This window comes from Ruegeria sp. MALMAid1280, assembly GCF_049195285.1.
Taxonomy (GTDB): Bacteria; Pseudomonadota; Alphaproteobacteria; order Rhodobacterales; family Rhodobacteraceae; genus Ruegeria.
The window spans coordinates 512,799-539,798 of record NZ_JBMIRT010000059.1; the positions used below are offsets into that span (position 1 = coordinate 512,799).

Below are 27,000 nucleotides of genomic sequence, written 5' to 3' on the forward strand. Positions count from 1 at the left end.
CATGTCGGACCGCAACGCCTATATCGCGCTGATCAGCAGCCTGCCGGGCTCGGAACGGTTGTTTGTCGCCAAACAGCCGCCGCTGTCGCGGTTGCGGCTGGATCGCCGGTTGACCGCGCTGACATCTGAAGATGCGCGCGTTTTGAAGGTGTTGGAGCACGCTCTGAACTGGAGCGATTATGGCATGGACGTCACGGACGCTCAGGCCATTGAACGGTGCAAAGAGGCACTGGACGACATTCCGCAGCCGGCCTTGCGAAAGGTATTTGTGGAACGGCTGGACCTTCGTACGGCTGTCGCCGCGCTGCGTCTGCGCAAGCAAGGGGGCGGCCCGCCCACGACTACGTTTGGAATGGGGCGATGGAGCCGACACATTCCAGCCAATTGGACCGACCCGACCTTCAAGCTGGACGGGCCGATGCCCTGGATCAAAGAGGCCAAGCAGTTGCTGGATGCGGAAGATCCGCTGGGGTTGGAGCGTTTGCTCTTGTCGGTCAGTCACAAGCAACTGAAAAAGCACGCCGCCCGCCACCTGTTCGATTTCGAAGCCGTGGCGATTTACGTGCTGATCTGGAACATCTTCGATCGCTGGGCGCAAAGCAATGCGCAGGACGCGGCCACGCGATTTGAACATCTGGCACAACAGGCCATGGCCGGTGTTGCCGGGACAGACTTTGATGGAGCAAGCGCATGACGGCCCAAACCCCCACCACGCTGACCGCCACCGCCAGCGTCGTCTCGGTGCAGGAAGGGCTGGTGCAGATTCAGGTCAATCACGATGCTTCGGGGCGGCCGGGGCAGTTGGTCAAGAATGAGGTTGTGTTTATCCTTCCGACACGACCCGGTCCTGGTGGCCGTCAGGAACGTTTGAAGGCCGAAGTGCTGCGCGTGCGCGGTGATATCGCCGACGTGCAAGTATACGAAAGTACCGACGGGGTGGCCGTGGGCGACCCGGTCGAACAATCGGGTCAGTTGCTTTCGGTTGAGCTGGGGCCGGGTTTGCTGGGGCAGGTGTTCGACGGTCTGCAATCGCCGCTGCCCAAGGTAGCAGCCGAATTCGGTACCTTTCTGCCGCGCGGGGCGGATGTGGCCCCGCTGGACACGCAGGCCAAATGGTCGTTCACGCCTTCGGTCAAGGTCGGCGATACGGTCACGGCGGGCGACAGTATCGGAACCGTGCCCGAGGGTCATTTCAACCACAAGATCATGCTGCCGTTTAACTGGGTGGGCGACTACAAGGTGGTCTGGGTACAGAAAGGTGCCGCCACAATCCACGATATCGTGGCGCGGCTTGAGGATGAGCAGGGTGGTGAGCATACGCTGACCCTCTCTCAGAAATGGCCAGTGCGGCGCGCATTGCCGGAAAGCATTCTGAAACGCGCTTTGTCCGAGCGACTGTATCCGACAGAACCCGTCCTAACGTCTCAGCGATTGATCGACACATTTTTCCCCATTGCGCGCGGAGGCACGGCCTGTATTCCAGGGCCATTCGGGGCGGGTAAAACCGTTTTGCAGAACCTGATCGCGCGAAATGCCAAGGTGGATATCGTGATCGTCGTCGCCTGCGGTGAGCGCGCGGGTGAGGTGGTCGAGACAATTCATGAATTCCCCAAAATGACCGACCCGACCACCGGCAACAGCCTGATGGACCGGACAATCATCATCTGCAACACGTCCTCGATGCCGGTTGCCGCGCGCGAGGCGTCGATCTTCACCGGCATCACGCTGGGCGAGTATTACCGCCAGATGGGCTATGACGTGCTGTTGATCGCAGACAGCACCAGCCGCTGGGCGCAGGCGATGCGTGAAACCTCTGGCAAACTTGAGGAAATCCCCGGTGAGGAAGGTTTTCCCGCCTATCTGGAAAGCTCGATCAAGGGCCTGTACGAGCGCGCCGGTGCGATGAAAACCAATGATGGCGATCTGGGCAGCCTGACCCTGATCGGCACGGTGTCACCCGCGGGCGGCAACTTTGATGAGCCGGTCACGCAATCGACCCTGTCCACAGTAAAGTGTTTCCTCGGCCTGTCCTCGGAACGCGCCTACAAGCGGTTCTATCCTGCGGTCGACCCGATGCTCAGCTGGTCGCGCTATACCGATCAACTTTCGGACTGGTACGACAAAAACGCCGAACCGGGCTGGACCGGCAAGGTGCGCGAATTGCTGGATTTGATCGAAAAAGGAGAGCAGGTTGATCAGATGATGCAGGTGACCGGTGAAGAGGGTGTCACCATCGAAGATTTCGTGACCCAGCAAAAGGCGCTGTTCGTGGACATGGTCTATCTGCAACAAGATGCCTTCGACAAAGTGGACGCCACCGTTCCGCTTGAGCGTCAGAAGATGACTTTCAAACTGGTCTATGACGTGACCCGGTCGACGACCTCATTCGCCGACAAGACCGAGGTGCGGCAGGTGTTCACGCAGTTGACCGGTTTGATGAAGAACTTCCACTATGCGGCGGAAAATACGCCGGAATTCAAATCCATCTGGGGGCATATCACTGATCTGTGCCACGAGAAGTTTGGGGTGTAAGGAAAAAATGGCAGCCCGTAGGGGAATCGAACCCCTCTTTCCAGGTTGAAAACCTGGCGTCCTAACCGATAGACGAACGGGCCACTTGGTCCAAACAAGCACAAGTGGTAGCCCGTAGGGGAATCGAACCCCTCTTTCCAGGTTGAAAACCTGGCGTCCTAACCGATAGACGAACGGGCCACGCTAGCTTGTGGAGGGCCTTTTACGGTTTCACCGTGACCCCCGCAAGTCGAAAAACGCAAGCATGTGAAAGTTTTTTCACGGGCCCAAAATCGGGTTCAATTCGCTTGCGCTGCGTCCTCGAGCCTGAGTTGCACGCTCTGCCGCCCGCCCCATGTGTTCACCTCAAGCCGCCCGGCGAAATGGAACCGTGCGCCGCCGTGGTTGGACAGCTTTTCCCCCATCGGCCCGTCAAACGCCCCAAAGGCGATCGCGTCCAGGCCGCCGCCAACACCGTCAGCCAGGGACAGTTTCAGATGAGACTCGCCGACACGCTTGGCAAAGCGCACCTGCAGGTCGGGCAGGGCGTATCGCGGGGCCGGGGCGCTGGCCCCGAACGGGCCCGCCTTTTCGATCTGTTCGATCAGATCAATCGTGGCCGCGCCCGGCATCAGGGCGCCGTCCAGTTTCAGGTCGGCAGGCCCGCCTTCACCGGCGCCTTGTTTGGCCAGCAATTCGGACAGCCGCGCCATTGCCGGTTCCAATTGATCCCGCATCACCGTTAGACCAGCTGCCATCTTGTGACCGCCACCTTTGACCAACAGCCTTTCGGACGCCAGCCGCTGGATGGACGCCCCGAGATCAACGCCGGAGATCGATCGGCCCGAGCCTTTGCCCTCATCTCCGTCGAAGCCAATGACAATCGCTGGACGGTTTGCGCTTTCCTTCAACCGCGATGCGACAATGCCCACAACGCCCGGATGCCAGCCTTCGCCCGCAGCCCAAACCAGAGGCGCGTCCAGCCCACGTTCATCCGCCTGTTCCAAGGCGGCCGCACGTACTGCGTTTTCGATATCGCGACGCTCGGTGTTCAGTTCATCCAACCGCTGCGACAGCGCCTCGGCCTCGGTCATCGACTCTGTGCTGAGCAGCCGCGCGCCCAGATCAGCCTGACCGATTCTCCCTCCGGCATTCACACGCGGACCAAGCAGAAAACCCAAGTGGTAACTGTTGGGCGCCGAGTCCATGCGCGCCACGTCGGACAGGGCCACCAGACCCGGCCGTTGCCGTTGCGCCATGACCTTCAACCCCTGACGGACCAACGCCCGGTTCGCGCCGATCAGCGGCGCGACATCGGCAACCGTCGCCAGCGCCACAAGGTCAAGCAAGCCGATTAGGTCCGGCCCCTTCACACCTGCCTCTCGCAGTTGCCGCCCGGCCTCGACCAGCATCAGAAACACAACGCCAGCCGCGCAAAGATAACCCAGATCGCCGCTTTCATCCTGACGGTTCGGGTTCACCACGGCCACGCAATCGGGCAGGGTTTCGCCGCCCAGATGGTGGTCCAGCACGATCACATCCGCCCCCTTGGCGGCCGCGATTGGTTCGTGGCTGAGCGTCCCGCAATCGACGCAGATGATCAGGTCATGGTTCGCAGCCAGCTCCTGCATGGCTGGTACGTTTGGGCCATAGCCTTCATCAATCCTGTCGGGCACATAAAGCGTCGCCTGAAGACCCATTTGACGCAACCAGACCAGCAGCAAGGCGGCAGAGCTGCCTCCGTCGACGTCATAATCCGCAAAGACCGCAATCTGTTGCTTGTTTCGGACCGCTGTCAGAAACCTTGTTGCAGCGGTTTCCATGTCCTTCATTGATCGTGGATCGGGAAGCAGCTCTTTCAACTTGGGCTCCAGAAACCCGTCGGCTTCCATCGCGGGAACGCCGCGCCGTGCCAGCACCTGACATACGGCGCGAGGCAGACCTGCCTGCTGCACCAACATTTCCGTGGCCCGTTCCGTCTCGGCTGAAGGGCCCACCCAACGCCGTCCGTTCAGGGACTGCTCAACCCCCAGAAAACTCAATACCCTGCCTCCATAGGTCAAGGCCGGACACCATGTGGGCCCGGCCTCTTCATCTTTTTACAAATACTCGCGCCGAAGGCGGCGACGCAAGCGGTTAGGCGTTGTCGTGCGACCACATCGGCGTGCGGTAGGTCATGCGACGCACCGACCCGGTTTTCGAGCGCATCAGCAGAGTGGTCGTTTCCACCCAACCGGGCTCGCGCTTGATACGCGGAAGCAGCGAGCCGCCGGTCACGCCGGTTGCGGCAAAGATCACGTCTGCGGTGACCATCTCGTCGCGTGCATAGACGCGGTCCAGATCGGTGATGCCCGCTTTGGCGGCGCGGCCACGTTCGTCATCGTTGCGGAATAGCAGGCGGCCAAAGATCTGACCGCCCATGCATTTCAGCGCAGCTGCAGCCAGAACGCCCTCGGGCGCGCCACCCTGACCCATATACATGTCGATGCCGGTTTCTTCGCTTTCGGCGCAGTGCATAACGCCAGCCACGTCACCATCGGTGATCAGACGGATCGAAGCACCGGTTTCGCGCACTTCGGCGATCATCGCCTCGTGACGCGGGCGTTCCAGAATGCAAACGGTGATATCGGCAGGCGCGCAGCCCTTGGCCTTGGCCAGAGCTTCGACGCGTTCGCGCGGGCTCATGTCCAGATTGACGACACCCTCGGGGAAGCCGGGACCGATGGCCAGTTTGTCCATGTAAACGTCCGGCGCGTGCAGCATCGAGCCGCGCGGACCCATGGCAATCACGGTCAGCGCGTTGGGCATGTCCTTGGCGGTCAGCGTTGTGCCTTCCAGCGGGTCCAGCGCAATGTCCACGCCGGGGCCTTCGCCGGTGCCGACCTCTTCGCCGATATACAACATCGGCGCTTCGTCACGTTCACCTTCACCGATGACGACGACGCCCGCGATATCCAGCAGGTTCAGCTGTTCGCGCATCGCGTTCACGGCTGCCTGATCGGCGGCTTTCTCGTCACCGCGACCGACCAGAGAGGCCGACGCCAGTGCAGCCTGTTCTGCCACCCGCGCAAGGCCCAGAGACAGAAGGCGGTCGTTGAAATCTACTTTGGCAGCACTCATGTTCGGTATCCTCAGGTCAGTAAAGGCGTTTTGTTCGGGATAGCCTGCGTTTCATGCAGGCCGCAAGGGTCAAACCTCTTCAATCCGCAATGCAACGGGTTCTCCGGCCACCACGTTGGTCTCGCGAAGCCCTTCCAGAGCCACGTCCAGCGTGGCGCGCGTGGTCTTATGAGTGACGATCAGAACCGGTGCGGTGCTTTCGGAATGGCCGTATTGACGCATCCGGTCGATCGACACGCCCGCATCGCCCAGAATGGCCGCCACCTTGGCCAGCGCACCGGGTTTGTCGAACAGGGCAAGGCGCAGATAGTAAGGGGCGGGCAAGCCTGTCACGGCAGGCTGCGCGTCTTGCAGCGAGGTCGCCGGGCGGCCAAAGGTCGGGATTTGCAGTCCACGGGCCAAATCGCAAACGTCGCCCATCACGGCGCTGGCCGTGGGGCCTTCACCGGCGCCGGGGCCGCGCAGGACAACCTGCTCGACCGCGTCACCTTCGATCACCACCATGTTGGTGCCGCCTTCCAGTTGCCCAAGGGGCGAAGTACTGGGCACCAGACACGGCTGCATCCGCTGTTCCAGACCTCGGGCCGAGCGTTGCGCAACGCCCAGCAGCTTGATGCGATAGCCCATATCGTCGGCCTGATGGATGTCATCCAGACTGATCTGCTGAATGCCTTCGATCTGGATGCCGTCGAAATTCGGCTTGGTCCCAAACGCGATCGAGGACAGCAGCGCCAGCTTGTGCGCCGCGTCAATGCCGCCGACATCAAGGTTCGGGTCGGCCTCCAGATATCCCAGTTCGGCGCATTCCTCGAACAGGGCGTTATAGCCCAGCTCCTGCGATTGCATCCGGGTCAGGATATAGTTGCAGGTGCCGTTCATCACGCCCATGACGCGGGTGATCTCGTTTCCGGCCAGCCCTTCGGTCAGAGATTTGATGACCGGGATGCCGCCGGCCACGGCGGCCTCGAACCGGATCACGCGACCGGCAGCCTCGGCCTTTTCGGCCAGTTCCTGACCGTGGATCGCCAGCAACGCCTTGTTTGCGGTGACGACGTCCTTGCCGGTGGCCAGTGCCGCCTCGACCGAAGCTTTGGCTGGGCCGTTTTCACCACCGATCAGTTCGACGAAAACGTCGATATCATCGCGTTTTGCCAATGCCACCGGGTCCGTTTCCCAAGCATAGTCGGAAAGGTTCACGCCGCGATCTTTGCCAGTATCGCGCGCCGACACTGCGACGATTTCGACAGCCCGACCCGTACGCGCCTGCAATAGGTCTGCATGGCGGCGGACAATCTTCACGACACCCACGCCAACCGTTCCCAAGCCCGCAATTCCAAGCCGCAGCGCCTGTGTCATTCCGTGGGTTCCTTTCCGCTCGAAAACTTCGTCGTATCGGGCCTGTCGCCCGTTCAGCGCTGCCTTAGCGGGTTCGGCGCTAGGGTGCAATGCGTCGCGGCCCGGGCCGGGATCTGAATCGCCGGGGGTCAGTTGATTTCCGCAGCCTGAAGGTCTTGTGCCTTTTTCTCGAGCGCTTCACGCCGGGCAACAAGATCCTCTTCGACCTCGGCGGCCTCGTTCACCGGGTCAACTGGTGGGCCGAGGTTTTCCTGAATGGGGATAAGCGTGGGATAGCGGGACGATCTGACGTCGGGCTGCTCACGCCCCTCCAGTTCCGGAAAATCGGCGCAACCGGCACAGGCGAGCAGCAGGATTAGCAAAGGCAGGGGCTTCATTCAGAACCCTTTCAAGATCGATTGCAAATGTGATGCACCTTTTACAGCGTTGGTTCAAGCGGGGTTCTATCTGAACAAACGTTCAGATACGCTGCGGCAATGGCACGTACGCAAGGTTCACATTCCGATATCACCGGTCCGCGTATCCGAAAGGCAGCGCTGGGGCTGTTTGCTCGTCACGGCTATGCCGCCGTCTCCATGCGTCAGATCGCTGGTGAGGTCGGCGTGCAAGCGGGGGCGTTGTACAACTACACGCCCGACAAGCAGAGCCTGCTGTTCCATTTGATGCACGAACACATGCAGGACTTGCTGGCAGCCTATGACGCGTTGGATCAGCCGGGCGATGCGTCCGAGGCTTTGCTGCAGTTTGTCGGATTCCACATCCGCTTTCACCTTCAGCGCCCGGACGAGGTGTTCATCGCCTATATGGAACTGCGTAACCTGACACCCGAGAACTTTGCAGAGATCGAGGCGTTACGCCGCCGCTATGAAGACGCGCTTGAGGCGATCCTGCGCGCGGGGCAGGCGGCCGGGATGTTTGATATCGCCGACACCAAGATCGCGACATTGGCGGTGATCGCCATGCTGAACGGTGTGATGACGTGGTATCGCGCCGGCGGGCGTCTGTCGCTGGATGAGGTCGAACAAGTCTATTGGGACATGGTCCGCCGGTCGGTTTCGGCCTGATTGATCTAATGCGCAGGGCGAATGAAGGTGCCATTGCGCAGTTCGCGAAAGGCTTGCTCCAGCTCGGTTCGTGTATTCATCACGATGGGCCCGTGCCAGGCGACCGGCTCGTCAATCGGCGCGCCTGAGATCAGCAGGAACCGCACACCGTCAGGCCCGGCCTGAACCGTGATTTCATCCCCCGTGCCAAACCGGACCAGCGTCCGGTCGCCGGACATGTCGCGGATATTGACCTCTTGCCCGGCGACTTCCTTTTCCAGCAGGACCCCAGTGGGTTGCGAGGCATCGGCAAAGGCCGCCTGACCTTCGAACACATAGGCAAAAGCACGGCGGTAGGTGTCAATTTTAAAGGTCTTTTTGACCCCCGCCGGGACATAGACGTCCAGGTATTGCGGGTCGGCGGCGATCCCGTCGACCGGACCGGTCTTGCCCCAGAACTGACCCACGATCACGCGCACGGAGGTGCCGTCGTCATCAGTGATCTCCGGGATGTCCTTGCTCTGGACGTCCTGATAGCGCGGTGCGGTCATTTTCTGCGCCGAGGGCAGGTTACCCCACAGCTGAAAGCCATGCATCTGACCTGACGGATTTCCGGTCGGCATTTCCTGATGCAGAATTCCGGACCCAGCGGTCATCCACTGAACGTCTCCGGCGCCAAGCGTGCCGCTGTTGCCCAGCGAATCCGAGTGTTCGACCGAACCGGCCAGCACATAGGTGATCGTCTCGATCCCGCGATGAGGATGCCAGGGAAACCCGGCCTGATAGTCCTGCGGGCGCTCGTTGCGAAAGTCATCGAACAGCAGGAATGGGTCAAGCTCGGTCGGGTCTTGAAATCCGAACGCACGCTGTAGTTTGACGCCAGCGCCCTCAACAGCGGCGATGGCTTTCCGGGTTTCCAGAACGGGTCGTAGGGACATGTTGGCCTCCTGAAGCTCTGGTCACCATGTATTTTCGGCAGGGTCAGCGTCAATCGGCAGAAAAGAACGGGAAATGTGCAAAAATCAGCAGTAGTCGACCCCCTGTTTTTTCCCGCCAGAAGCCGCTAAACCCACAGGAAAACGACAGGGGTTCACATGCAACAAGACATTCTGGCCACCATTAAGCCGTCACCCGCCAGACGTTGGCTTGGCGTCGGGATGCTGAGCGTCGTCGGCATACTGGTCCTGTCGGTGGCACTGGCGCAGCCGCCCGAACCCCTTTGGCTGGTTTTTCTGCTGGTTGTTGGCGGCGCTGCGTTCTGGCTGGCATATTGCATGTGGTACGCAACAAACGACTGGATTGAGTTGACGCAGTCCGAACTCCGAACCGGGGCAGGGCACCTGATCGCAAAAGTGGAAGATATCGAGGCAGTTGACCGAGGAGTTTTTGCGTTCAAACCTTCGAACGGGTTTCTGTTGAAAACACGTGTTGGCGGAGAAAACAGCTGGGCGCCCGGACTATGGTGGCGTTTGGGGCGCCGGGTGGGCGTCGGCGGCATGACGGCTGCCGCCGAAACCAAATTCATGACGGACGTGCTTAGCTCGTTGGTGCTACATCCACAGGCCCTGCATCCCCTTGACAGAAAATAGGGGAGATATCGGGCGCTTTCACCAGATCAGTAAAGCGCGGCCGGGTGAATACGAAGTTGGTGAATTCATGATCTTTGGTCAACCAACCGGTTTTGAACAACGGGTTATAGTCGTTCAGCGTTTCAACAAGGATCAAAGTGTCCAGGTCCGCCATTGGCGGCAAATTTTCTTTTATCCTGTCGATGTTGGAGTTGTCCCATGTGCCGACAAACCCGCAGGTTGTGGACCAATGCACGTAGTGACGGTCATCGTCTTCTTGATACATGATGAATGACAAACGCATCTTAAGCGTCGAGTTGTTGTTCACCATCCGCCGCATCACAGTGTACATGGATTGTGCATAGGTATCGGTCAACTCGTCCGTTTCACGCGAGATAAGGTCTCCCACGGTGTATGCAGCTTTCAGGTTGGCGGTATTTTGGCGGAACCCGTCAAAGAACGTATACCCAAGCGTGATCGACCAGACGAAAATTGGGAAAACCACAATTCCTTCGAAGGCGAGGCCGCCATGTTCGCTGCGGGCGAAACGGGCCAGAAATTGCCGGAAACTTAAAAAATAACGTGTCATTTAAGGCTCCTGAACAAAGGCGGTGATCGCCGTTAGTGTGACCAGGCCATCGTCACTTTGCAAAGCGCGCCCCATCGCGGTGGTCGGGAAAATTGGATCAACTTTGGCGCAGGCGCGAAGTATCATCAGTGCGTTTGACGCACCCGCTTCGAAGTTCCGGGCCGGTTTGGCCTCTTCCTCTCTGTTGACGCAGTCCGGTTCCGCAGGGAAATTCAAGCCTGTGAACGCGTCCTGAAGGATCATTTCCAGCCTGAGATTGCGGGAACAGCTTGGGATAATTCCCGCTCTGTCGCAGATATCTTCCTTAATCGTGTCGTGGGTGATCACGGAATCTGTTCCCAGGCGAATATCGCGCACGACGATGTCTATTGAGCGTTCCAGCAACGACTGCTGAATCGTGACCATCGAGTATTCGACAGCGCCCATGATGAAGAAGAGATAGGCCGGAAAGATCAAGACAAACTCAACGGTCAACGACCCGTCTTCAGACCGCTTGAACCGAACGAGTTTCTTTAGAAGCTTGCGGATCATTGTGTCAGCCTCAGTCGTTTGATCGACGAGGCAATGGAGCGGAATGCCTCTTCGAGCGTAAGGTTCTCATCACCCAGATTGCCGGTACTGTTGACCTCATAAACCATGCTGGGCTTGGTGGCGCAGTTTTCGATCGTGGTCAGACCTGCGTCGGGCGCCTCGAAAGCAATGCCGTAAACCAGCACCCCTTTGTTTTTGATGGCAGAGCAAATGTCATTTGTACGCGTGTTCTTGGTACTTCTTGAAACCGACGAATAGGCATTTGAATACCAGTCGCTGAGTGCGCTGCCATCCCACGGATAAAAGTTGTTCAGTGCGTTCCAGCGGAGCGATGTGAGAGCGAAAAGCTCAGGGTAGGTCAGGCGAACGGCGGTACCGTCCTCACTATCCCTGTCCCCAAAGCGGTGATCCATGTTCCACCGTTCCTGACGAGACCAGTAGTACCTGTTCGGATTTGTTGACATGCGAACGCTGTATTCGCCTTGAACCGTCACCGTCTCCCATCTTTCAGTGTCCCAATTGTACCTGGATTCCTGTTGCGAGTAGTTGGGATTGTACCAAACAGGGGAATTCCCGCTGCGCAACGAACTTCTCAGTTTCCACTGACTGGTGTTGTATCCGTCGGTCATGACGATGATGACCTTCTGAACATCGGACGTGTATTCCTTGGGGCGGTTTGCGAATTCTTTCGGGACGACCGTCGGTGCATCCTCTGCGTCCGAGTCCGGGTCTTTTTTCTGATTTGCCAATTTGGAGATGATGGGCTGGAAAGCGGGATCCACCAGCGCCGCGGCCCATTTCATTCCAATGTCAATTGACGTGTTGCCGCTCGCAGTCAGCGCGTCAATCTGGCCATGAAGTTCCGAAATGTCGTTCGTCACCGGAGTGATCTCACTGCCGGGGCGGGTGGGGCAGGTTGGTCTGCGGTTGTGTTCCCACTGGTAGGCAGCGTTGTTCGATCTGTACCGGTCGAAATGCGCCGTACGTTCAAGCACCGTTGCGGGCTTCACGTTGTGTTCTTTGAATTGACTACCCGTGAAGTTCACGCAGTGAGAGTAGTTATGTTCATTGGATACCCCCGTGAAATTGCCCAGAATGTTCTCTCCGGCATTTACTTGTGTGGCGTAAGGAACAATCGAGATCGAAATCTTCTCGGGATTTTCCTTTTCGTACATTGTCGTCACAAATTCCTTGGCCGCTTCCCGCAGAACCTGAATCTTGTCCTTCCCAGCCTCGGCAGACGGATCGTCCATCGAGCCCGACATGTCGAGAACCAGCGAAATCTCGATCGCGCCCACGGATTCTTCCGCAGTGCTGGTTACCGAAGCCGTGAGTTCGGGGATGCCTGCAAAATACATGAAGGCCGTCTTGACGACCGTTTCCGCCTCGGCAGTCACCCGCCTTGAGCCGAAACCAGGCGTAACGGCAGGTTCTTTCGTCAACCGGCCTCTGACGCCGGACTTTTTGAAATAGTCTTTGACGACTTCCGCCGGGGGCAGTTCCTGATCCAGATCGGCGGCCGCCAGAACCGCACGGTCCAATGTCGCCTGCAGGTTCGCCCTGTCGCGCTCAAAGTGCATCATGTCGACGCCCATGCCGGTCAACGTGATGATTATGATGAAGCCCGTCAGTACGAAGATCGTGAACACGCCACCATCTTCGTCCCGGGCGAAACGACGAGCCGAAGGAGTGAAGCTCTTAAATCTCTTAGAGCCGTTTCTAAAAACGCGCATTATCATTTTGACGACCTCGCTGAGCAGACATCCAAACTGCCAAGGAAATATTAACTTTCAAAAATTAACGCCGAAACGTGGCGGGATTTAGGCAAAAAAGCCGCCGTCTTGACCGGTTTGCTGGGAAAAACGGGATAATTTGAGTGCGTTAGGTGCTTCTGTTGTCGTATGGGCGACAATTCCGGCAGAGCGATCCGGCGCTGGCGACTCAGGGGAAGGCTCGGAAGTTTTCCCTCGGGATTTGTCGGTTTTATTTTCGCTCAAATATTGATCGTTTACGTAGTGGGTGCGACAAAACGTCAGAACGTAAGTCGTTCGCTGGCACGGAGGATTATATGACGGCCATCAAAGAGCCCAGCTTTCGAGAGAGTGTGGATCTCATGTTCAAAAGGGCAGCGTCCCTGATGGATCTGCCTTCGGGGCTGGAGGAAAAGATCCGGGTTTGCAATGCCACCTACACCGTGCGCTTCGGTGTGCGCCTGCGGGGCGAAATTCATACCTTTACCGGCTATCGCTCGGTTCATTCCGAACACATGGAGCCGGTCAAGGGCGGTATTCGCTACGCCCTGGCGGTGAACCAGGACGAGGTCGAGGCGCTGGCGGCGCTGATGACCTACAAATGTGCTCTGGTCGAAACGCCGTTTGGCGGCTCGAAGGGTGGTCTGTGCATCGATCCCCGCCAATATGAAGAGCATGAGCTTGAGCAGATCACCCGGCGGTTCGCCTATGAACTGGCCAAGCGCGACCTGATCAACCCGTCTCAGAACGTGCCTGCGCCGGATATGGGCACGGGCGAGCGTGAGATGGCCTGGATTGCCGATCAGTATGCCCGCATGAACACCACCGACATCAACGCGCGCGCCAGTGTGACGGGCAAGCCGCTGAATGCCGGCGGTATCGCCGGGCGGGTTGAGGCGACCGGGCGGGGTATTCAATACGCTCTGCGCGAATTCTTCCGCCACCCCGAGGATGTGCAGAAGGCGGGCCTGTCTGGCAAGCTGGATGGAAAACGCATCATCGTGCAGGGGCTGGGCAACGTGGGTTACCACGCGGCAAAGTTCCTGAGCGAGGAGGACGGCTCGCGTATTGTCGGCATCATCGAATGGGACGGTGCGCTGTATAACCCCGATGGGATTGACGTTGAATCGGTGCATCAATGGATCGTGAAGCATGGCGGCGTCAGCAATTATCCGGACGCCACGCATTCGGCCGAAGGGGCCGAGGTTCTTGAATCGGAATGCGACATTCTGATCCCGGCGGCGCTTGAGGGTGTTATCAATCTGTCCAATGCCGAGCGGATCAAGGCGCCTCTGATCATCGAGGCGGCGAATGGCCCTGTTACAGCCGGGGCAGATGAGATTCTGCGCAAGAAAGGCACCGTGATCATCCCCGACATGTATGCAAACGCGGGCGGTGTGACGGTGTCCTACTTCGAATGGGTCAAGAACCTGAGCCATATCCGCTTTGGCCGGATGCAGCGCCGACAGGAAGAGGCGCGGCACGAGCTGATTGTCAGCGAGTTGGAGCGTCTGGACCGTTACCTGGGCGATGCGTGGTCGATGTCTCCGGACTTCAAGGCCAAGTACCTTCGCGGCGCGGATGAACTGGAGTTGGTGCGTTCGGGTCTGGATGACACCATGCGCATTGCCTATCAGTCCATGCGTGAGGTGTGGCACAGCCGCGACGATGTCGAGGACTTGCGGACGGCGGCCTATATCGTGGCCATCGACCGCGTTTCAAAAAGCTATCGCGCCAAGGGGCTTTGAGTTCTAGCTGGGGCGGGCGGGTCTGATCGGGCGTCCCAGCGCAACACGATAGCGAGAGGTGCAAAACGACAATGGCGGGCAAGCCCTGCCAAGGGTAAGCTGCCGCGAAAGAAACGATTCCGGGAGACCCCCATGTTGCGTACCGCCATCGTGGCCTTGTTGCTGGCCACACCTGTGGCTGCTCAGGAAACCAAAGAACAAAGCTGCCGGCATCAAGCCGATGTCGTTGCGGCGATTCAGCAAGCGCGCCTGGATAAGGTAAAGGAACGCGACGTTCCGCAGGCGGTGGCTGATACCAGCCCGACATGGCCCGACAACTACAACAATGCGATTCCTCTGATCACGCCCTGGGTCTATGAACAAAAGATGCGTGACGTCCGCAAAAAAGACCTTGGCGCCGCGTGGCTGGAACTATGCCTGCAGCAATAATCCACAGGACCGACATTTCCCTGTGGACAACCGCGCGTCATCCCCTTGGCGCGCGTTTTCATTTCTGTCAGGTTTGACCCATGTCCCTGCCCCCCGGTTTCCTTGATGAGCTGCGCACCCGGCTGAGCCTGTCTCAGGTCGTTGGGCGCAAAGTCATGTGGGATGCGCGCAAGTCCAATCAGGGCAAGGGCGACATGTGGGCGCCTTGCCCGTTTCATCATGAGAAAACGGCTTCGTTCCATGTCGACGATCAAAAGGGGTTCTACTACTGCTTTGGCTGTCATGCCAAAGGCGATGCGATCAGCTTTGTGAAAGAGACCGAGAATGTCTCGTTCATCGAGGCGGTCGAGATTCTGGCGCGCGAGGCCGGAATGCCGATGCCGGAACGCGACCCGAAGGCGCAGGAGAAACAGGATCGTCGCACCCAGCTGGCCGACGTGATGGAGCAGGCGGTCCAGTTCTTCCGCCTGCAACTCAAGACCGGGGCAGGGGGCACTGCTCGCGACTATCTGACCCGCCGCGGGTTGGACGCGCAGGCGTTGGAACGGTGGGAGATCGGATTTGCCCCGGACGGCTGGCAGGCGCTGTGGGATCATCTGCGCGGCAAGAATGTGGCCGAGGATTTGATCCTCGGGGCCGGGTTGGCGAAGCCTTCAAACAAGGGCAAAAAGCCCTATGACACGTTCCGCAACCGGATCATGTACCCGATCCGCGACCCGCGCGGGCGCTGCATCGCTTTTGGTGGTCGGGCAATGGACCCGAATGACAACGCCAAATACCTGAACTCGCCCGAAACCGAGCTGTTCGACAAGGGCCGCAGCCTTTACAATCACGGCCCCGCACGGCAGGCGGCAGGGAAGGGACAACCCCTGATCGTGGCCGAAGGGTATATGGACGTGATCGCGCTGGCCGAAGCCGGATTTGGTGCGTCGGTTGCGCCTTTGGGGACGGCGATCACCGAGCATCAGTTGCAACTGCTGTGGCGTATCTCGGACGAGCCGATCATCGCGCTGGATGGCGATACGGCGGGCCTGCGCGCCGCGATGCGGGCCGTTGATCTGGCTTTGCCGCTGCTGGAGGCAGGAAAATCTCTGCGCTTTGCTCTGATGCCCGAGGGCAAGGACCCGGATGACCTGTTGCGTGCCGAAGGGGCGGGGGCGGTGCAGGCCGTGCTGGACGGGGCTATCCCGATGGTCAAGCTGCTGTGGCAGCGCGAAACCGAAGGCAAGGTGTTCGACAGCCCCGAGCGCAAGGCGGCACTGGACAAGGTGCTCCGCGATAAGATCAAGCTGATCCGTGATCCCTCGATCCGCTCGCATTACGGGCAAGAAATCAAAGACCTGCGCTGGCAGCTGTTCCGCCCGCAACGGCAACCTCAGAACCGCCCATGGCAGTCGCGCGGCAAGTGGCAGCCGCAGAAACAACCTGCAACGCCCGGCGCGCGCTCCTCATTCCTGGCGTCATCCGAGGGGGCGGATATCCAGCTGCGTGAAGCGGCGATTCTGGCAATCGCGGCATTGAACCCGCAGGTCGTCGTGCAGTTCGAACACCAGCTGGAAGAGATGGAGTGCCGTGACCCCGATCACGCGTCCCTGCGCCACGCCATTCTGCGCCATGCGATCGATGACCCGGATCACCTGCAGGACCACATTGCTGAAACTTTGGGGCCGGAAGCCCTTGAAAACCTGCTGGCCCTTCGCCATGTCGCAGTAATCCCCTGTGTGTATAAGCCAGGCGACGTTGAAAAGGCCGAGATGACGCTGGCCGAGGAACTCGCAAAGATCAAAGCGCTCCGGGGGTTGGATGCTGAGATTGCCGAAGCTGCAGAGGAACTGTCCGATCTGGCCGATGAGGCGCTGACATATCGGCTGGCCCAGGCCGCCGAAGAGCGTAATCGCACAAGCCGCAGCCAGAATGAGGACAGGGCCGTTTTCGACATCGCCGACAATGGCGCGCGAATCAACCGCGACGAGAAAGACGCGTTCAAGGCAATCACGTCCGGGATCAATTTTGAACGGAAACGCCGCTAAACTGGTGTTTTCGTAAGGCACTGGAAAAGAAAAACAGGTAAACGGGTGGCCGAATCACTTCTACGCGCTAATGATTCGGTACAAACGAATCACCCATCCCTGCAGGAGCATTGAATGGCCGCCAAAGACACGACCGAAGATCGCAAATCCGACGAGCAGGAACAGGAAATCTCGCTGGACATGAGCCAGGCCCAGGTCAAGAAGATGATCGCCGAGGCCCGTGAGAAAGGGTATATCACCTACGACCAGCTCAATCAGGTTCTGCCGCCGGATCAGGTCAGCTCGGAACAGATCGAAGACGTTATGTCGATGCTGTCCGAGATGGGCATCAACATCATCGAAGATGAAGAGGCCGAAGAGGAAGAGAATAAGGGCTCGACCGAACTAACCACCACCGAAAGCAACCGCGAGGTTGCTCTGGCCGGGGCCGCCGCCGAAAAGCTGGATCGCACCGATGACCCCGTGCGCATGTATCTGCGCGAGATGGGTTCGGTTGAACTGCTGAGCCGCGAAGGCGAGATTGCCATCGCCAAGCGGATTGAGGCCGGTCGCAATACCATGATCGCCGGTCTGTGCGAAAGCCCGCTGACCTTCCAGGCGATCACCATCTGGCACGACGAATTGCTGTCCGAAGATATTCTGCTGCGCGACGTCATCGATCTGGAGGCCACGTTCGGCAACCAGATGGACGAAGACGGCGATGTTGAAGAACCTGTCGTCGACACCTCGAACGTGCAGGCAGCGAAGCCGGCAAAGGACACTGGCCCCGAGCTGGATGCCGATGGCAATCCGATTGCCAATGACGATGATGACGACGACGAGGATCAGGCCAACATGTCGCTGGCCGCGATGGAAGCGGCCCTGAAAGATCAGGTTCTGACCACGCTGGAACGCATCTCGACCGACTTCTCGATGCTGTCGGAAATGCAGGACAGCCGGATCTCGGCCACGCTGAACGAGGATGGATCGTTCAGCGAAAAGGACGAAGAGACCTATCAGAAGCTGCGCGCCGAGATTGTCGAACTGGTGAACGGGCTGCACCTGCACAACAACCGGATCGAGGCGTTGATCGACCAGCTTTATGGCATTAACCGCCGCATCATGTCGCTGGACAGCGCGATGGTGAAACTGGCCGACCAGGCTCGGATCAACCGTCGTGAGTTCATTGACGCGTATCGTGGCCGCGAACTGGACCCGAACTGGTTGGCCGAAATGGCCGAAAAGCCGGGCCGGGGCTGGCAGATGTTCATTGAACGCTCGACCGCCAAGGTCGAGGAACTGCGCAACGATATGGCGCAGGTCGGCCAGTATGTCGGTTTGGACATCCCTGAATTCCGCCGCATCGTGCAGCAGGTTCAGAAGGGCGAGAAAGAGGCGCGGCAGGCCAAGAAGGAAATGGTCGAAGCCAACCTGCGTCTGGTGATTTCAATCGCCAAAAAGTACACGAACCGCGGCCTGCAATTCCTTGATCTTATTCAGGAAGGTAACATTGGTCTGATGAAGGCGGTGGACAAGTTCGAATACCGCCGCGGCTACAAGTTCTCGACCTATGCGACCTGGTGGATCAGGCAGGCGATCACGCGGTCCATTGCGGACCAGGCGCGGACCATCCGTATTCCGGTGCACATGATCGAAACGATCAACAAGCTGGTCCGGACCGGCCGCCAGATGCTGCATGAGATCGGCCGCGAGCCGACGCCGGAAGAACTGGCCGAAAAGCTGCAGATGCCGCTGGAAAAGGTTCGCAAGGTGATGAAAATCGCCAAAGAGCCGATCTCGCTCGAAACGCCGATTGGCGACGAGGAAGACAGCCAGCTGGGCGATTTCATCGAGGACAAGAATGCCGTGCTGCCGCTGGATAGCGCCATTCAGGAAAACCTCAAGGAAACCACGACGCGGGTTCTGGCCTCGCTCACCCCGCGTGAGGAACGGGTTCTGCGGATGCGGTTCGGCATTGGCATGAATACCGACCATACGCTGGAAGAGGTCGGCCAGCAGTTCAGCGTGACCCGCGAACGCATCCGCCAGATCGAGGCGAAGGCGCTGCGCAAGCTCAAGCACCCCAGCCGATCGCGAAAGCTGCGATCCTTCCTGGATCAATAAAGTCAAAGGCGCCTCAGATGAGGCGCCTTTTTTCTTGCGACCGGTCCTTTCAGGTTGACCAGTTCAACGATCAATTTGGCGGCAACTCACAAGTCTTTGCCCCAAGGCGTCTTTATATCCTTTGTGTCCACTCATGGGACAGGCCGGGGCGAGGTGGCAACGCCGATGACCCCCGGCCACTCGCTTCAGGGGCTTTTCGGAAAATTCAGACGGCCGCGAAAGGTGCTGGGGGCCTGGCCGGTCCAGCGCTTGAAGGCGGTCGAAAATGCGGGCTGATCCGAATAGCCCAGCGAAAAGGCGATCTCGGACAGGGGCATCCCGTTGGTGATGAAGGTCTGCGCCAGATCGCAGCGCAGATCATCGACGATATCGCGATAGCTCACCCCCTCATCCTTGAGACGCCGGGCAAAGGTGCGCGGGCTCATCCCCAGATTGGCAGCGGCTTCGTCGGCATTGATGACCGTGCCGGGCAGGGACCGAGTGATCAGCCCTTCGACCTGCGCGCGCAGCTTTTGTTTGGGTGAACGCCGTTCGGCCAATACGCGTTCTCCGTATTCCAGAAGATGCGCCCGCAGGTTCGGGTCATAGGTCGGAACCGGCAAATCCAGCGCCGAAGGTGCAACTGCGATCTCAAGCCGTTCGGCACCGAAAACAACAGGGCACCCCGCAAGCTTTTGAAAGCTATCCTTTTTGTCACCTACCTCGTGCTGAAACCTGATTTCGATGGGAAAGAAATTTGTTTGCGTCAAGGCGCGCATCCGGGCCAGCCCGGTGAACAGCAGGAACTCGGTCCTGCGGTGGTACCGGGCAAAACTGGCGTCTTTCCAATCGGCCTCGATGGTGGCGAAATTGCCGGCAAGCCGGAGGCTGAACATCAACGCAGGGTCAATGATCTTGTGAAACCGGGATGTATTTTCCATCACCTGCCGCAGGTCGCGCGAGTATTTGCTGATATAGGCAGTCAGGCTTGAGGCGGATCTGAACTGCAGCCCGGTCTGAGCCGCAAAGGTGATGTCCCCCAACGCGTCGCAGGCATAGCGTACGAACATGGCTTCCTGGTGGGCTGTATAGGCGATTGCCGACGGAGCGATGGTTTCCCGGGTCAGGTTGCATTTTTCAAGGATGTGGTCTGACACTTCGGTGCCATTGGTTCTTTGATCAAGCGCTTGGGTTAGCAACTGGATGCGGGCGATATCAACTTCCATGACATTTTCCACCGTTTTTTTTCAATGCACTCACACGCCAAAGCGACGGGATGCGCGGCCTCTGTCCAAAGCAAATGTCTGTTGTCTGGAATTCGAAAGGTTTTGGCGCATGAAAACAAGACCCAGGTGTGGATATTCTTTATTTTTGATCCGTTGTCGGGTCAGCGCCTTGCCGGGGATGGGAGGCAGAGCCCTGGACCGCCCTCCGACCGGTGGCTCCCCGGCACGTTCTTACGATCTGCGATTGGCCGGACGTCCTCTTGTCGCATTGTCCGGCCGGGGTCGGGGTGAAAGGGTTGAGCCCGAGAGCCATCGGACCTGAAAGACATGCCGACCCCTGTTTTTGCAAACTTCAAGGACATGCAGGATGCCATTGTATTTGATGGGGAATGTGTCCTGTGCTCGGGGTTCTTTCACTTTATGCTGGCGCGGGACAAAGCGCAGCGCTTCAGGTTCGCAACGGCGCAATCGCCATTTGGCCAACGGCTATACCGCGAGCTTGGCCTGCCAACGCAGGATTTCGAAACCAATCTGGTCATCGTGAATGGCAGAGTGCATCAACGTCTGGATGCTTTTGCCGCCGCGATGAAAAACTTGCCGGGGGGCTGGCCGGTTCTGTCCCTGTGCCGGTTCTTGCCCGGATGGATCAAGGACCCGCTTTATCACTCGATTGCGCGCAACAGATACAAGATCTTCGGGCGCACGCAGACCTGTATGGTCCCGGATCCCGCGCTGCGTGCGCGGTTCCTGCCCGAGGGGTTCTGAGTGCGCCCCGATCCCTTCCTGCAATCCCTGCCCGCCGGGGCTGACGTGCCCACGGCCATACGGCGCCTGCACGAGGCGCCGGGCCAGTACGCTGGACGGTGCAGCATTGTTGGGGGAAGGGGGTGGCTGGTTGCACTGGCCTTGCGTCTTGGGCATTTTCCCCGCGATGCCGAGGACATTCCGGTGCAGATCAAAATCGACCGGGACGGGCCTGAATGGCGATGGGCACGGGATTTTGACGGTCACATCACGCGGTCCCGTCTGACTTTTGATCACGGTGCCGCATGTGTTCGTGAACAAATGGGGTGGCTGTCCTTTTGGCTGGTGCCCGAAATCTCTGACGGTTGCCTGCTGATCCACATCCGACGTCTCAGCGTGTTGGGTCTGCGCTGTCCCGCCTTTCTGTTGCCGCGCTCTTCAACCGTGGAATGGCAGGACGAAACAGGGCGTTTTTGTTTTGACGTGTCGGCTGATATGCCGATGATGGGACCGCTGATCCGGTATCGCGGCTGGCTGACGCCGGTTCACGAACCGTCGCGTCCGGACTGAATTCATCGTGAAGCGGCGTTGTCAGATTTTAAAGTAAGCTAGGTCAATACCTACCTCGAAACAGGAAAGAGTATGATTATGAAAAAGGTCATGACTTATGCAGTATTTGCAGCGCTTGTACTGAGCACTCCGGCCTCGGCTTTCAATGGTCGCCTGGGATATCAGACGGTTGCGCTAAACAGCACGGAATTTGAAGTGATCCCCAGAGGGCGCACCGACGTGGACGGGTATTGGTGTGCCGCGGCTGATTTTGCACGCAGAACGTTAGGGGCAGGCTGGCAGCAGCGTATCTATGTCAAACGCGGATACGGCCCCAGCGAGGCGACGGGCCGCAAAACGGCCGTGCAGTTCTCGCTCACCCCGCCTGGGGGGGCTTCGCAACAAAGCAGTGGTATTTTCTCATCGGGATTTAAGCCGGGGTTCAGCATGTCCGTTTCGGCCGCCAATGGCCGGTGCACCGTGCGTCCCTTCCATCGCTGATAGGGGGACGGCCGCCTGATGCAGACCGAGTTTACGATTTCGACGCGGGGCCCGGGCCTGTACGAACTCACCCCGGACGTGCATCGGTGGCTGAGTCCGATTGGGGGCGACGGGTTGCTGACCTTATTCGTGCGGCACACCTCTTGTTCTCTGGTCATTCAGGAAAACGCAGACCCCGAAGTGCAGACGGATTTACACGCCTTTTTCGACCGGCTGGTGCCGCCGTCGGATCATCCGGCGATGGCGTACCTGCGGCACACTTATGAAGGCCCGGATGACATGCCTGCCCATATCAAGGCCGCGCTTTTGCCGGTGTCGCTGTCGATCCCGGTTGTGTCCGGACGTCCGGTTTTGGGTACGTGGCAGGGGGTTTACCTGTTCGAACATCGCGCCGCGCCGCACCATCGAAAGGTTGCGGCGCATTTCGCGTAGATTCACGATATAGCGGTGAAAAATTCCGACTACCCAAATCCTAGCGGCTACCCTATAGTTGTGGATAAGTAAGCGGCATTGCTTACAAAAAGAGGCCGAACAAGGGACGAGGAGACGGCGGATGCGCTGCCCGTTTTGCGGAAATATCGACACTCAGGTCAAAGATTCACGCCCGGCAGAGGATCACGTTGCGATCCGCCGACGCAGGTTTTGTCCCGCATGTGGGGGGCGGTTCACCACCTATGAACGCGTGCAGCTGCGCGATCTGGTGGTGATCAAAACCAATGGAAAACGCGAGGATTTTGACCGGGACAAGCTGGAACGCTCGATCCGGATTTCGATGCAGAAACGCCCGATTGAGCCGGATCGGATCGACCAGATGATCTCTGGCATCGTTCGGCGTCTGGAAAGCATGGGCGAGACCGACATCCCCTCCAGCAAGATCGGCGAGATCGTCATGGAAGCTCTGGCGCGGATCGACACCGTGGCTTATGTTCGCTTTGCGAGTGTGTACAAGAATTTCCAGGCGGCCGATGATTTCGAGGAGTTTGTCCACGAACTGCGCCCGCCGCAGCCTTCGACGGACGAGTGAGCGAAACTGATAAGCGATATATGGCGCTGGCCTTGTCATTGGGTCAGCGCGGTCAGGGTACGTGTTGGCCCAACCCGGCTGTGGGATGTGTAATTGTGCGCGACGGTCGGATCGTGGGGCGCGGCTGGACACAGCCGGGTGGCCGCCCGCATGGCGAAACTCAGGCGCTGGCACAGGCTGGTGAGGCTGCGCGCGGGGCGACCGCTTATGTCTCGTTGGAGCCCTGTTCCCATCACGGCCAGACACCCCCTTGCGCCGAGGCGCTTATCAAGGCCGGAGTGTCGCGGGTGGTTTCGGCAATCGAAGACAGTGACCCGCGGGTGGCGGGGCAGGGCTTTGCCATGCTGCGCGAGGCGGGGATTGAGGTCACCACCGGTGTTCTGGCCGAGCAGGCCGCGCGGGACCACGCCGGGTTCTTTCTGAAGACGGAACAGGGGCGGCCATTTGTGACGCTAAAGTTGGCCAGCAGTTTCGACGGGCGTATTGCTACGTCCAGCGGTCATAGCCAGTGGATTACCGGACCAAAGGCGCGGCGGGTGGTACACGCCATGCGCGCGCGCCATGATGCGGTGATGGTCGGGGCAGGGACGGCGCGGGCGGATGACCCGTCGCTGACGGTCCGCGATCTGGGGGTTGAGGCGCAGCCAGTACGGGTCGTCGTCTCACGCCACCTGGACATCCCGCTGATGGGGCAACTGGCCCGCACGGCGTCGCAGATACCGGTCTGGCTGTGTCATGGCCCGTCCCCGGATCCCGAGCGGGCCCGCGCCTGGCAAGGGTTGGGCGCACGTCTGATCCCCTGCGCCCTGCAGGAGCATCACATAGATGCAGCCGACTTGTTGCAGCAACTGGGGCAGGCGGGGCTGACGCGGGTGTTCTGCGAAGGTGGATCGGCGCTCGCCGCGTCCTTGTTGGCCGATGATCTTGTGGATGAACTGGTAGGCTTCAGCGCAGGTCTGACAATCGGGGCCGAGGGGCTGTCGGCCATCGGATCGCTTGGCTTGGAAACGCTGGACGCGGCGCCGCGGTTCGAGTTGATCGAAGCCCGCGCCATCGGGCCGGACGTTCTGCATCGTTGGGCGCGGTCGCTGCGCTAGCGGCGGCGCCACAGATGCGCCTGCGTGGCAAGCGCACCCTGTAGTTTAGACAACAGCCTCAAGGGCGGCCCGCCTTTACGCTCATACCCTTCGGTCAGGCGTTGTACGGCAACCTCGACGGGGCAGGGTTGTCCGGTGACCGGGTCCAGATAGCGTGGATAGTCGATCAGGGCGGCATGAACCAACCCCAGCATCGAAGGCCGCGCCCCCCGCCGCACCGGGACCGTTCCCAGATCCTGCGTCAGGCCCCAGCCAGCATAAAAAGGCGCGCCAAGCGTGGTGACGCGCACCCCGCGCAACAGGGCCTCGAACCCAAGCAGAGAAGTCATGGTCCAGACCTCCTGCACCTGCGACAGCAGGACGGCAGGGTCGGTGTTGCTGGCGATAATGTCGGCAAGGCTTTCGTCTTCGATCTCGCCTTCGCGCAGCCCGGCCTCGACGTCCGGATGCGGTTTGTAGATCAGGATCGCATTCGGGTTCGCCTCGCGCGCTGCGCGCAGCAGGTCGGTATTGGTGCGCACCGTGGTCGTGCCCAACAGGATCGAGGCGTCGTCGTGCACCTGACCTGGCACCAGTATGCGGTGCCCCTCGGGCAGATCGGGGGCTTCGCCGCCGGTGTTGTATTTGCTGAGCTGGCCCGCAAGGATCTGCGCCACCAGACGTTCGGCTCGCATTTCCTGATCCGGGCGCAGGGTCTCGCGCGTGGCGATCAGCTCTTCCAGCCTGCTGGGATGTGTCGGGTCGTAATAGATGCCAAGATCATCAGTTGCCAGCGACAAGGGCAGCACCAGACTGGCGCCTAACCCCCGAGACCGCAGAAACCCGTCCTCGATCCTGATGGCGTCTTCGGCCCCACGAGAATGGCTGGCCCAGACCATATGCGGGCGGTCGGACGCCTCTGGCGGTTCAGACGTGAACCTGATCTTTTTCTCGCGCCCGAACATCTGTTGCAGGTGCTTGCGTTTCCATAGGCGCATTCCGGATGCGGTCCACCCCTTGTGATCCTGCCGCCATGCGCGCGTTTGCGCCTCAAGTGTGTCCAGAACGGTTTCCAGTTCGCACAGCCGGTTCCCGAACGGGTCATACCATGTGGGATAGAGGATCATCGCCGCCGCAAACAATTGCGGCCGGGTCAGGTTGCGCTGGCGGCGTGGAAAGTGTTCTTCGTCCTGTGTCAGACCCCAGCCAGCATAAAAGGGATGGCCAAAGACACGCGGTTTGTGCCCGGCCATTATGGCCTCGAACCCGAATTGCGAAGACAGAGTATAGACGCCCGTAGCGCCTTCCAGCAGGGTCCAGGGGCTGATCCGCGTGTCGATGATCGAGACCCTGTCGGACAGGTCCTGATCCGAGAAATATCCGCCTCGGTGCCCGGCGACGGTTTCCGGGTGCGTCTTGATCAGAATGCGGGTGCCGGGGTTTTCCTCTTGCGCCATGACCAGCATCTCGCGAAACCGCGCGTGGTCGCCCTTGCTGGCGATCACCGAGGCATCATCATGCGCCTGATCCACCACCAGAACATAGCCGGGGCCGGGTGGCGGCAGGGTGGGGTCGACGGCTGAATACTTGCTCAGGTGCAGTTCGCGCACCCGATCGATGCCATATCTGGCCCGGTTCAGCAGCGCGGTATCGTCCAGCGGATGGGTTGCCAGCAATGTCTCAAGATCGGAGCGTTGTGCCGGATCGAAATGCATGCCTGATCGGTCGAGCAGCAGGCCCAGCGGGGGCTCTCCAGCCCGTCCTGGATGCAGCGAACGCAAAAAAGCATCCTCGACCCGCAGGATTGGGGCATTGCGTCGGGTGGCGATGTTTTCGCCGCGATGGGCCGTCGGGCTGTTGCCCCAAACGCCGACGACATCCCCTTCATCGGGAAGGCCAAGATGAATGTCATAACCAGAGAGGTTCAGAATGCGCCGGATGCGGCGCTGGGTCAGAAATCCGCTGTTATAGACATACAGCCGGGTACGCTGAATCCCGGCTGTTGCGTCGGATTGCATCAGCCGCCCGTCAGTGTGGTGACATTTGCAAGCGGCGTCAGGCCACCTGCGATCAGTGAGATCGACTTGCTCCACTGGGCATACGGCGCTTCGGTGACATAGATCGTGTCATCGTCCCGAATGACGAAATCGCGGGCAATGAACAACCCGTTGGGGGCGGTGAGGTTCAGCAGGTAGATCATGCGTTGGTCGCCCTGCAGGTCCTGACGGCCCATGACCGAGCGGGCGATGTCCTGCCGTTCCCTGCGCAGAATGAAGATACCGGTTGGGTCCGAGGACAGGGATTGCAGCCCGCCGACCTGCGCCAGAGCCTCAAGCGCGGAAAGGTCCTGGGTGTCGAATGCCACGCGGGATTGGCCGGTTGCGCCCAGAGCGATGTAGGATCTGCTGTCCGCCTCGACCAGAATGCGATCACCGCCGCGCAGCGCGACGTCCAGCCTGGGGTTTTGGAACAGGTCGTCATACCAGACGGTTCCGCGTTCGTTGCCGCGGATCAGTGTCACAAGTGCGATGTCCGAACCAACGGCGACTCCTCCAGCTTGAGAAAGCATTCCAAGCAAGGTTCTGCTGGGCCGTTCGATCGGATAAACGCCGGGCGCGCCGATTTCCCCAGACAGCGAAACAGTTGACCCGTTGCCTGCGGTGCGGCGCACTTCGACTTGCGGGTCGGGGGTCTGGTCCTGCAATTTGCTGGTGATCAACTGGCGCAGTTGCTCGGGCGTGTTGCCGGCGGCACGGATGCGTCCGGCATAAGGCACGAAGATGAAACCGTCGCTGTCCACCTGTACCTGCTCAAGCGCAGTGGCTGCGCTGAGTTCGCCTGACAGCAGGCCATCATCGACGTTTTCCCAGATCGTCAGGCCCAGAACGTCGCCGGCCCGCACCGTGTCGGCGGTCAGGTTCGGCGCGCTGCTGAAGGCGGCGGAAAACCCGTATTTCGGGACAGCAGAGGTCGCCTTCGTAACCCGATCATCAACCTCGACCACAAAGGCATTGCCGCCATTCGCGGTCGAACCCGACAAAATTTCGGATTTGTTGGGACCCGCTTTGGGAAGTTGGCACGCGGCCAACAAGCCAATTGCGGCCACAAGGGACATCCCCCTT

Annotated in this window: 25 protein-coding genes and 2 tRNA genes; 14 read left to right on the top strand and 13 right to left on the bottom strand. The window is 59.6% G+C overall.

Features of this window, described 5'->3' with window-relative positions; all coding sequences use genetic code 11:
• The first annotated feature begins 1 nt into the window (after position 1).
• A complete protein-coding gene (locus ACOQFT_RS19425; protein ID WP_421599506.1) occupies positions 2-694 on the top strand; it encodes a hypothetical protein in 693 nt (230 codons plus the stop codon).
• Complete coding sequence (locus ACOQFT_RS19430; protein WP_421599507.1) at positions 691-2,532, top strand: V-type ATP synthase subunit A; 1,842 nt, start codon at positions 691-693, stop codon at positions 2,530-2,532. Before ACOQFT_RS19425 ends, ACOQFT_RS19430 begins: the two co-directional genes overlap by 4 nt.
• Positions 2,533-2,540: 8 nt before the next feature.
• Here the strand turns inward: ACOQFT_RS19430 and ACOQFT_RS19435 are convergent.
• From ACOQFT_RS19435 to ACOQFT_RS19460, 6 genes are all read right to left on the bottom strand, one after another.
• Positions 2,541-2,615, bottom strand: a tRNA-Glu gene (locus ACOQFT_RS19435).
• Positions 2,616-2,637: 22 nt separating this feature from the next.
• Positions 2,638-2,712 (bottom strand) — tRNA-Glu (locus tag ACOQFT_RS19440).
• Positions 2,713-2,810: 98 nt separating this feature from the next.
• Entirely contained in the window at positions 2,811-4,553 is a 1,743-nt protein-coding gene (gene recJ, locus ACOQFT_RS19445) for a single-stranded-DNA-specific exonuclease RecJ (protein ID WP_421599508.1), read from the bottom strand.
• Positions 4,554-4,647: 94 nt separating this feature from the next.
• Positions 4,648-5,631, bottom strand: a complete 984-nt coding sequence (gene glpX / locus ACOQFT_RS19450) for a class II fructose-bisphosphatase (protein ID WP_421599509.1) — start codon at positions 5,629-5,631, stop codon at positions 4,648-4,650.
• 69 nt (positions 5,632-5,700) lie between these two features.
• Positions 5,701-6,987, bottom strand: a complete 1,287-nt coding sequence (locus tag ACOQFT_RS19455) for a homoserine dehydrogenase (RefSeq protein WP_421599510.1) — start codon at positions 6,985-6,987, stop codon at positions 5,701-5,703.
• 128 nt (positions 6,988-7,115) lie between these two features.
• Positions 7,116-7,364 (bottom strand): hypothetical protein, encoded by a 249-nt coding sequence (locus ACOQFT_RS19460; RefSeq protein ID WP_421599511.1) that lies wholly within the window; start codon positions 7,362-7,364, stop codon positions 7,116-7,118.
• A gap of 99 nt (positions 7,365-7,463) precedes the next feature.
• Here ACOQFT_RS19460 and ACOQFT_RS19465 point away from each other — a divergent pair, with 99 nt between their 5' ends.
• Positions 7,464-8,051 (top strand): TetR/AcrR family transcriptional regulator, encoded by a 588-nt coding sequence (locus tag ACOQFT_RS19465; RefSeq protein WP_421599512.1) that lies wholly within the window; start codon positions 7,464-7,466, stop codon positions 8,049-8,051.
• A 5-nt stretch (positions 8,052-8,056) separates the two neighbouring features.
• On the opposite strand, the gene ACOQFT_RS19470 is transcribed toward ACOQFT_RS19465, so the two are convergent.
• Positions 8,057-8,968 carry a pirin family protein gene (locus ACOQFT_RS19470; protein WP_421599513.1) on the bottom strand — a complete coding sequence of 304 codons (912 nt, stop codon included), beginning with the start codon at positions 8,966-8,968 and terminating at the stop codon, positions 8,057-8,059.
• A gap of 156 nt (positions 8,969-9,124) precedes the next feature.
• Here ACOQFT_RS19470 and ACOQFT_RS19475 point away from each other — a divergent pair, with 156 nt between their 5' ends.
• Positions 9,125-9,619 (top strand): hypothetical protein, encoded by a 495-nt coding sequence (locus ACOQFT_RS19475; RefSeq protein WP_421599514.1) that lies wholly within the window; start codon positions 9,125-9,127, stop codon positions 9,617-9,619.
• Here the strand turns inward: ACOQFT_RS19475 and ACOQFT_RS19480 are convergent.
• The 3 genes from ACOQFT_RS19480 to ACOQFT_RS19490 are packed head-to-tail and all read right to left on the bottom strand — an operon-like array spanning position 9,567 to position 12,457.
• Positions 9,567-10,187 (bottom strand): TadE/TadG family type IV pilus assembly protein, encoded by a 621-nt coding sequence (locus ACOQFT_RS19480; protein WP_421599515.1) that lies wholly within the window; start codon positions 10,185-10,187, stop codon positions 9,567-9,569. The genes ACOQFT_RS19475 and ACOQFT_RS19480 overlap by 53 nt on opposite strands.
• Positions 10,188-10,718 (bottom strand): TadE/TadG family type IV pilus assembly protein, encoded by a 531-nt coding sequence (locus ACOQFT_RS19485; protein ID WP_421599516.1) that lies wholly within the window; start codon positions 10,716-10,718, stop codon positions 10,188-10,190. It lies immediately after the preceding gene.
• A complete protein-coding gene (locus ACOQFT_RS19490; protein ID WP_421599517.1) occupies positions 10,715-12,457 on the bottom strand; it encodes a pilus assembly protein TadG-related protein in 1,743 nt (580 codons plus the stop codon). Before ACOQFT_RS19490 ends, ACOQFT_RS19485 begins: the two co-directional genes overlap by 4 nt.
• Positions 12,458-12,786: 329 nt before the next feature.
• Here ACOQFT_RS19490 and ACOQFT_RS19495 point away from each other — a divergent pair, with 329 nt between their 5' ends.
• The 4 genes from ACOQFT_RS19495 to rpoD all read left to right on the top strand — a co-directional run bounded on the left by ACOQFT_RS19495 (position 12,787) and on the right by rpoD (position 18,779).
• Complete coding sequence (locus ACOQFT_RS19495) at positions 12,787-14,217, top strand: Glu/Leu/Phe/Val family dehydrogenase (RefSeq protein ID WP_421599518.1); 1,431 nt, start codon at positions 12,787-12,789, stop codon at positions 14,215-14,217.
• Between the two features lie 132 nt (positions 14,218-14,349).
• Positions 14,350-14,646, top strand: coding sequence for a hypothetical protein (locus tag ACOQFT_RS19500; protein ID WP_421599519.1), 297 nt, complete (start codon positions 14,350-14,352; stop codon positions 14,644-14,646).
• Positions 14,647-14,726: 80 nt separating this feature from the next.
• Positions 14,727-16,676 (top strand): DNA primase, encoded by a 1,950-nt coding sequence (dnaG, locus tag ACOQFT_RS19505; RefSeq protein WP_421599520.1) that lies wholly within the window; start codon positions 14,727-14,729, stop codon positions 16,674-16,676.
• Between the two features lie 114 nt (positions 16,677-16,790).
• Positions 16,791-18,779 carry an RNA polymerase sigma factor RpoD gene (rpoD, locus tag ACOQFT_RS19510; protein WP_421599521.1) on the top strand — a complete coding sequence of 663 codons (1,989 nt, stop codon included), beginning with the start codon at positions 16,791-16,793 and terminating at the stop codon, positions 18,777-18,779.
• Between the two features lie 185 nt (positions 18,780-18,964).
• On the opposite strand, the gene ACOQFT_RS19515 is transcribed toward rpoD, so the two are convergent.
• On the bottom strand, positions 18,965-19,984 hold the full coding sequence (locus ACOQFT_RS19515; RefSeq protein WP_421599522.1) for a helix-turn-helix domain-containing protein: 1,020 nt from the start codon (positions 19,982-19,984) through the stop codon (positions 18,965-18,967).
• A gap of 327 nt (positions 19,985-20,311) precedes the next feature.
• Here ACOQFT_RS19515 and ACOQFT_RS19520 point away from each other — a divergent pair, with 327 nt between their 5' ends.
• The 6 genes from ACOQFT_RS19520 to ribD all read left to right on the top strand — a co-directional run bounded on the left by ACOQFT_RS19520 (position 20,312) and on the right by ribD (position 23,899).
• The gene (locus ACOQFT_RS19520; protein WP_421599523.1) at positions 20,312-20,749 is read left to right on the top strand and encodes a thiol-disulfide oxidoreductase DCC family protein; all 438 of its coding nucleotides are present in this window, start codon (positions 20,312-20,314) and stop codon (positions 20,747-20,749) included.
• Complete coding sequence (locus ACOQFT_RS19525) at positions 20,750-21,298, top strand: DUF4166 domain-containing protein (RefSeq protein ID WP_421599524.1); 549 nt, start codon at positions 20,750-20,752, stop codon at positions 21,296-21,298. It abuts the gene before it with no gap.
• A 72-nt stretch (positions 21,299-21,370) separates the two neighbouring features.
• On the top strand, positions 21,371-21,778 hold the full coding sequence (locus ACOQFT_RS19530; RefSeq protein WP_421599525.1) for a hypothetical protein: 408 nt from the start codon (positions 21,371-21,373) through the stop codon (positions 21,776-21,778).
• Positions 21,779-21,796: 18 nt separating this feature from the next.
• On the top strand, positions 21,797-22,210 hold the full coding sequence (locus tag ACOQFT_RS19535; RefSeq protein WP_421599526.1) for a secondary thiamine-phosphate synthase enzyme YjbQ: 414 nt from the start codon (positions 21,797-21,799) through the stop codon (positions 22,208-22,210).
• 121 nt (positions 22,211-22,331) lie between these two features.
• Positions 22,332-22,802, top strand: coding sequence for a transcriptional regulator NrdR (nrdR, locus tag ACOQFT_RS19540; protein ID WP_170324479.1), 471 nt, complete (start codon positions 22,332-22,334; stop codon positions 22,800-22,802).
• Entirely contained in the window at positions 22,799-23,899 is a 1,101-nt protein-coding gene (gene ribD, locus ACOQFT_RS19545) for a bifunctional diaminohydroxyphosphoribosylaminopyrimidine deaminase/5-amino-6-(5-phosphoribosylamino)uracil reductase RibD (protein WP_421599527.1), read from the top strand. The genes nrdR and ribD overlap by 4 nt, the downstream gene beginning before the upstream one ends.
• Here ribD and ACOQFT_RS19550 read toward each other — a convergent pair.
• Entirely contained in the window at positions 23,896-25,896 is a 2,001-nt protein-coding gene (locus ACOQFT_RS19550; protein WP_421599528.1) for a capsular polysaccharide biosynthesis protein, read from the bottom strand. The two genes, ribD and ACOQFT_RS19550, sit on opposite strands and share 4 nt — an antisense overlap.
• Entirely contained in the window at positions 25,896-26,993 is a 1,098-nt protein-coding gene (locus ACOQFT_RS19555; RefSeq protein ID WP_421599529.1) for a polysaccharide biosynthesis/export family protein, read from the bottom strand. The genes ACOQFT_RS19550 and ACOQFT_RS19555 overlap by 1 nt, the downstream gene beginning before the upstream one ends.
• Between the last annotated feature and the right edge of the window lie 7 nt (positions 26,994-27,000).

Bases quoted from the DNA above. Each gene is read 5' to 3' on its own strand.
- ACOQFT_RS19430 (WP_421599507.1), top strand. From the start codon at position 691: ATGACGGCCCAAACCCCCACCACGCTGACCGCCACCGCCAGCGTCGTC.
- ACOQFT_RS19480 (WP_421599515.1), bottom strand. From the start codon at position 10,187: ATGACACGTTATTTTTTAAGTTTCCGGCAATTTCTGGCCCGTTTCGCC.
- rpoD (WP_421599521.1), top strand. From the start codon at position 16,791: ATGGCCGCCAAAGACACGACCGAAGATCGCAAATCCGACGAGCAGGAA.
- ACOQFT_RS19495 (WP_421599518.1), top strand. From the start codon at position 12,787: ATGACGGCCATCAAAGAGCCCAGCTTTCGAGAGAGTGTGGATCTCATG.
- ACOQFT_RS19535 (WP_421599526.1), top strand. From the start codon at position 21,797: ATGCAGACCGAGTTTACGATTTCGACGCGGGGCCCGGGCCTGTACGAA.
- ACOQFT_RS19460 (WP_421599511.1), bottom strand. From the start codon at position 7,364: ATGAAGCCCCTGCCTTTGCTAATCCTGCTGCTCGCCTGTGCCGGTTGC.
- ACOQFT_RS19475 (WP_421599514.1), top strand. From the start codon at position 9,125: ATGCAACAAGACATTCTGGCCACCATTAAGCCGTCACCCGCCAGACGT.
- ACOQFT_RS19550 (WP_421599528.1), bottom strand. From the start codon at position 25,896: ATGCAATCCGACGCAACAGCCGGGATTCAGCGTACCCGGCTGTATGTC.
- glpX (WP_421599509.1), bottom strand. From the start codon at position 5,631: ATGAGTGCTGCCAAAGTAGATTTCAACGACCGCCTTCTGTCTCTGGGC.
- ACOQFT_RS19425 (WP_421599506.1), top strand. From the start codon at position 2: ATGTCGGACCGCAACGCCTATATCGCGCTGATCAGCAGCCTGCCGGGC.
- ACOQFT_RS19470 (WP_421599513.1), bottom strand. From the start codon at position 8,968: ATGTCCCTACGACCCGTTCTGGAAACCCGGAAAGCCATCGCCGCTGTT.
- ACOQFT_RS19490 (WP_421599517.1), bottom strand. From the start codon at position 12,457: ATGATAATGCGCGTTTTTAGAAACGGCTCTAAGAGATTTAAGAGCTTC.
- dnaG (WP_421599520.1), top strand. From the start codon at position 14,727: ATGTCCCTGCCCCCCGGTTTCCTTGATGAGCTGCGCACCCGGCTGAGC.
- ACOQFT_RS19455 (WP_421599510.1), bottom strand. From the start codon at position 6,987: ATGACACAGGCGCTGCGGCTTGGAATTGCGGGCTTGGGAACGGTTGGC.
- ACOQFT_RS19520 (WP_421599523.1), top strand. From the start codon at position 20,312: ATGCCGACCCCTGTTTTTGCAAACTTCAAGGACATGCAGGATGCCATT.
- ACOQFT_RS19555 (WP_421599529.1), bottom strand. From the start codon at position 26,993: ATGTCCCTTGTGGCCGCAATTGGCTTGTTGGCCGCGTGCCAACTTCCC.
- ACOQFT_RS19500 (WP_421599519.1), top strand. From the start codon at position 14,350: ATGTTGCGTACCGCCATCGTGGCCTTGTTGCTGGCCACACCTGTGGCT.
- ACOQFT_RS19515 (WP_421599522.1), bottom strand. From the start codon at position 19,984: ATGGAAGTTGATATCGCCCGCATCCAGTTGCTAACCCAAGCGCTTGAT.
- ACOQFT_RS19530 (WP_421599525.1), top strand. From the start codon at position 21,371: ATGATTATGAAAAAGGTCATGACTTATGCAGTATTTGCAGCGCTTGTA.
- nrdR (WP_170324479.1), top strand. From the start codon at position 22,332: ATGCGCTGCCCGTTTTGCGGAAATATCGACACTCAGGTCAAAGATTCA.
- ACOQFT_RS19465 (WP_421599512.1), top strand. From the start codon at position 7,464: ATGGCACGTACGCAAGGTTCACATTCCGATATCACCGGTCCGCGTATC.
- ACOQFT_RS19485 (WP_421599516.1), bottom strand. From the start codon at position 10,718: ATGATCCGCAAGCTTCTAAAGAAACTCGTTCGGTTCAAGCGGTCTGAA.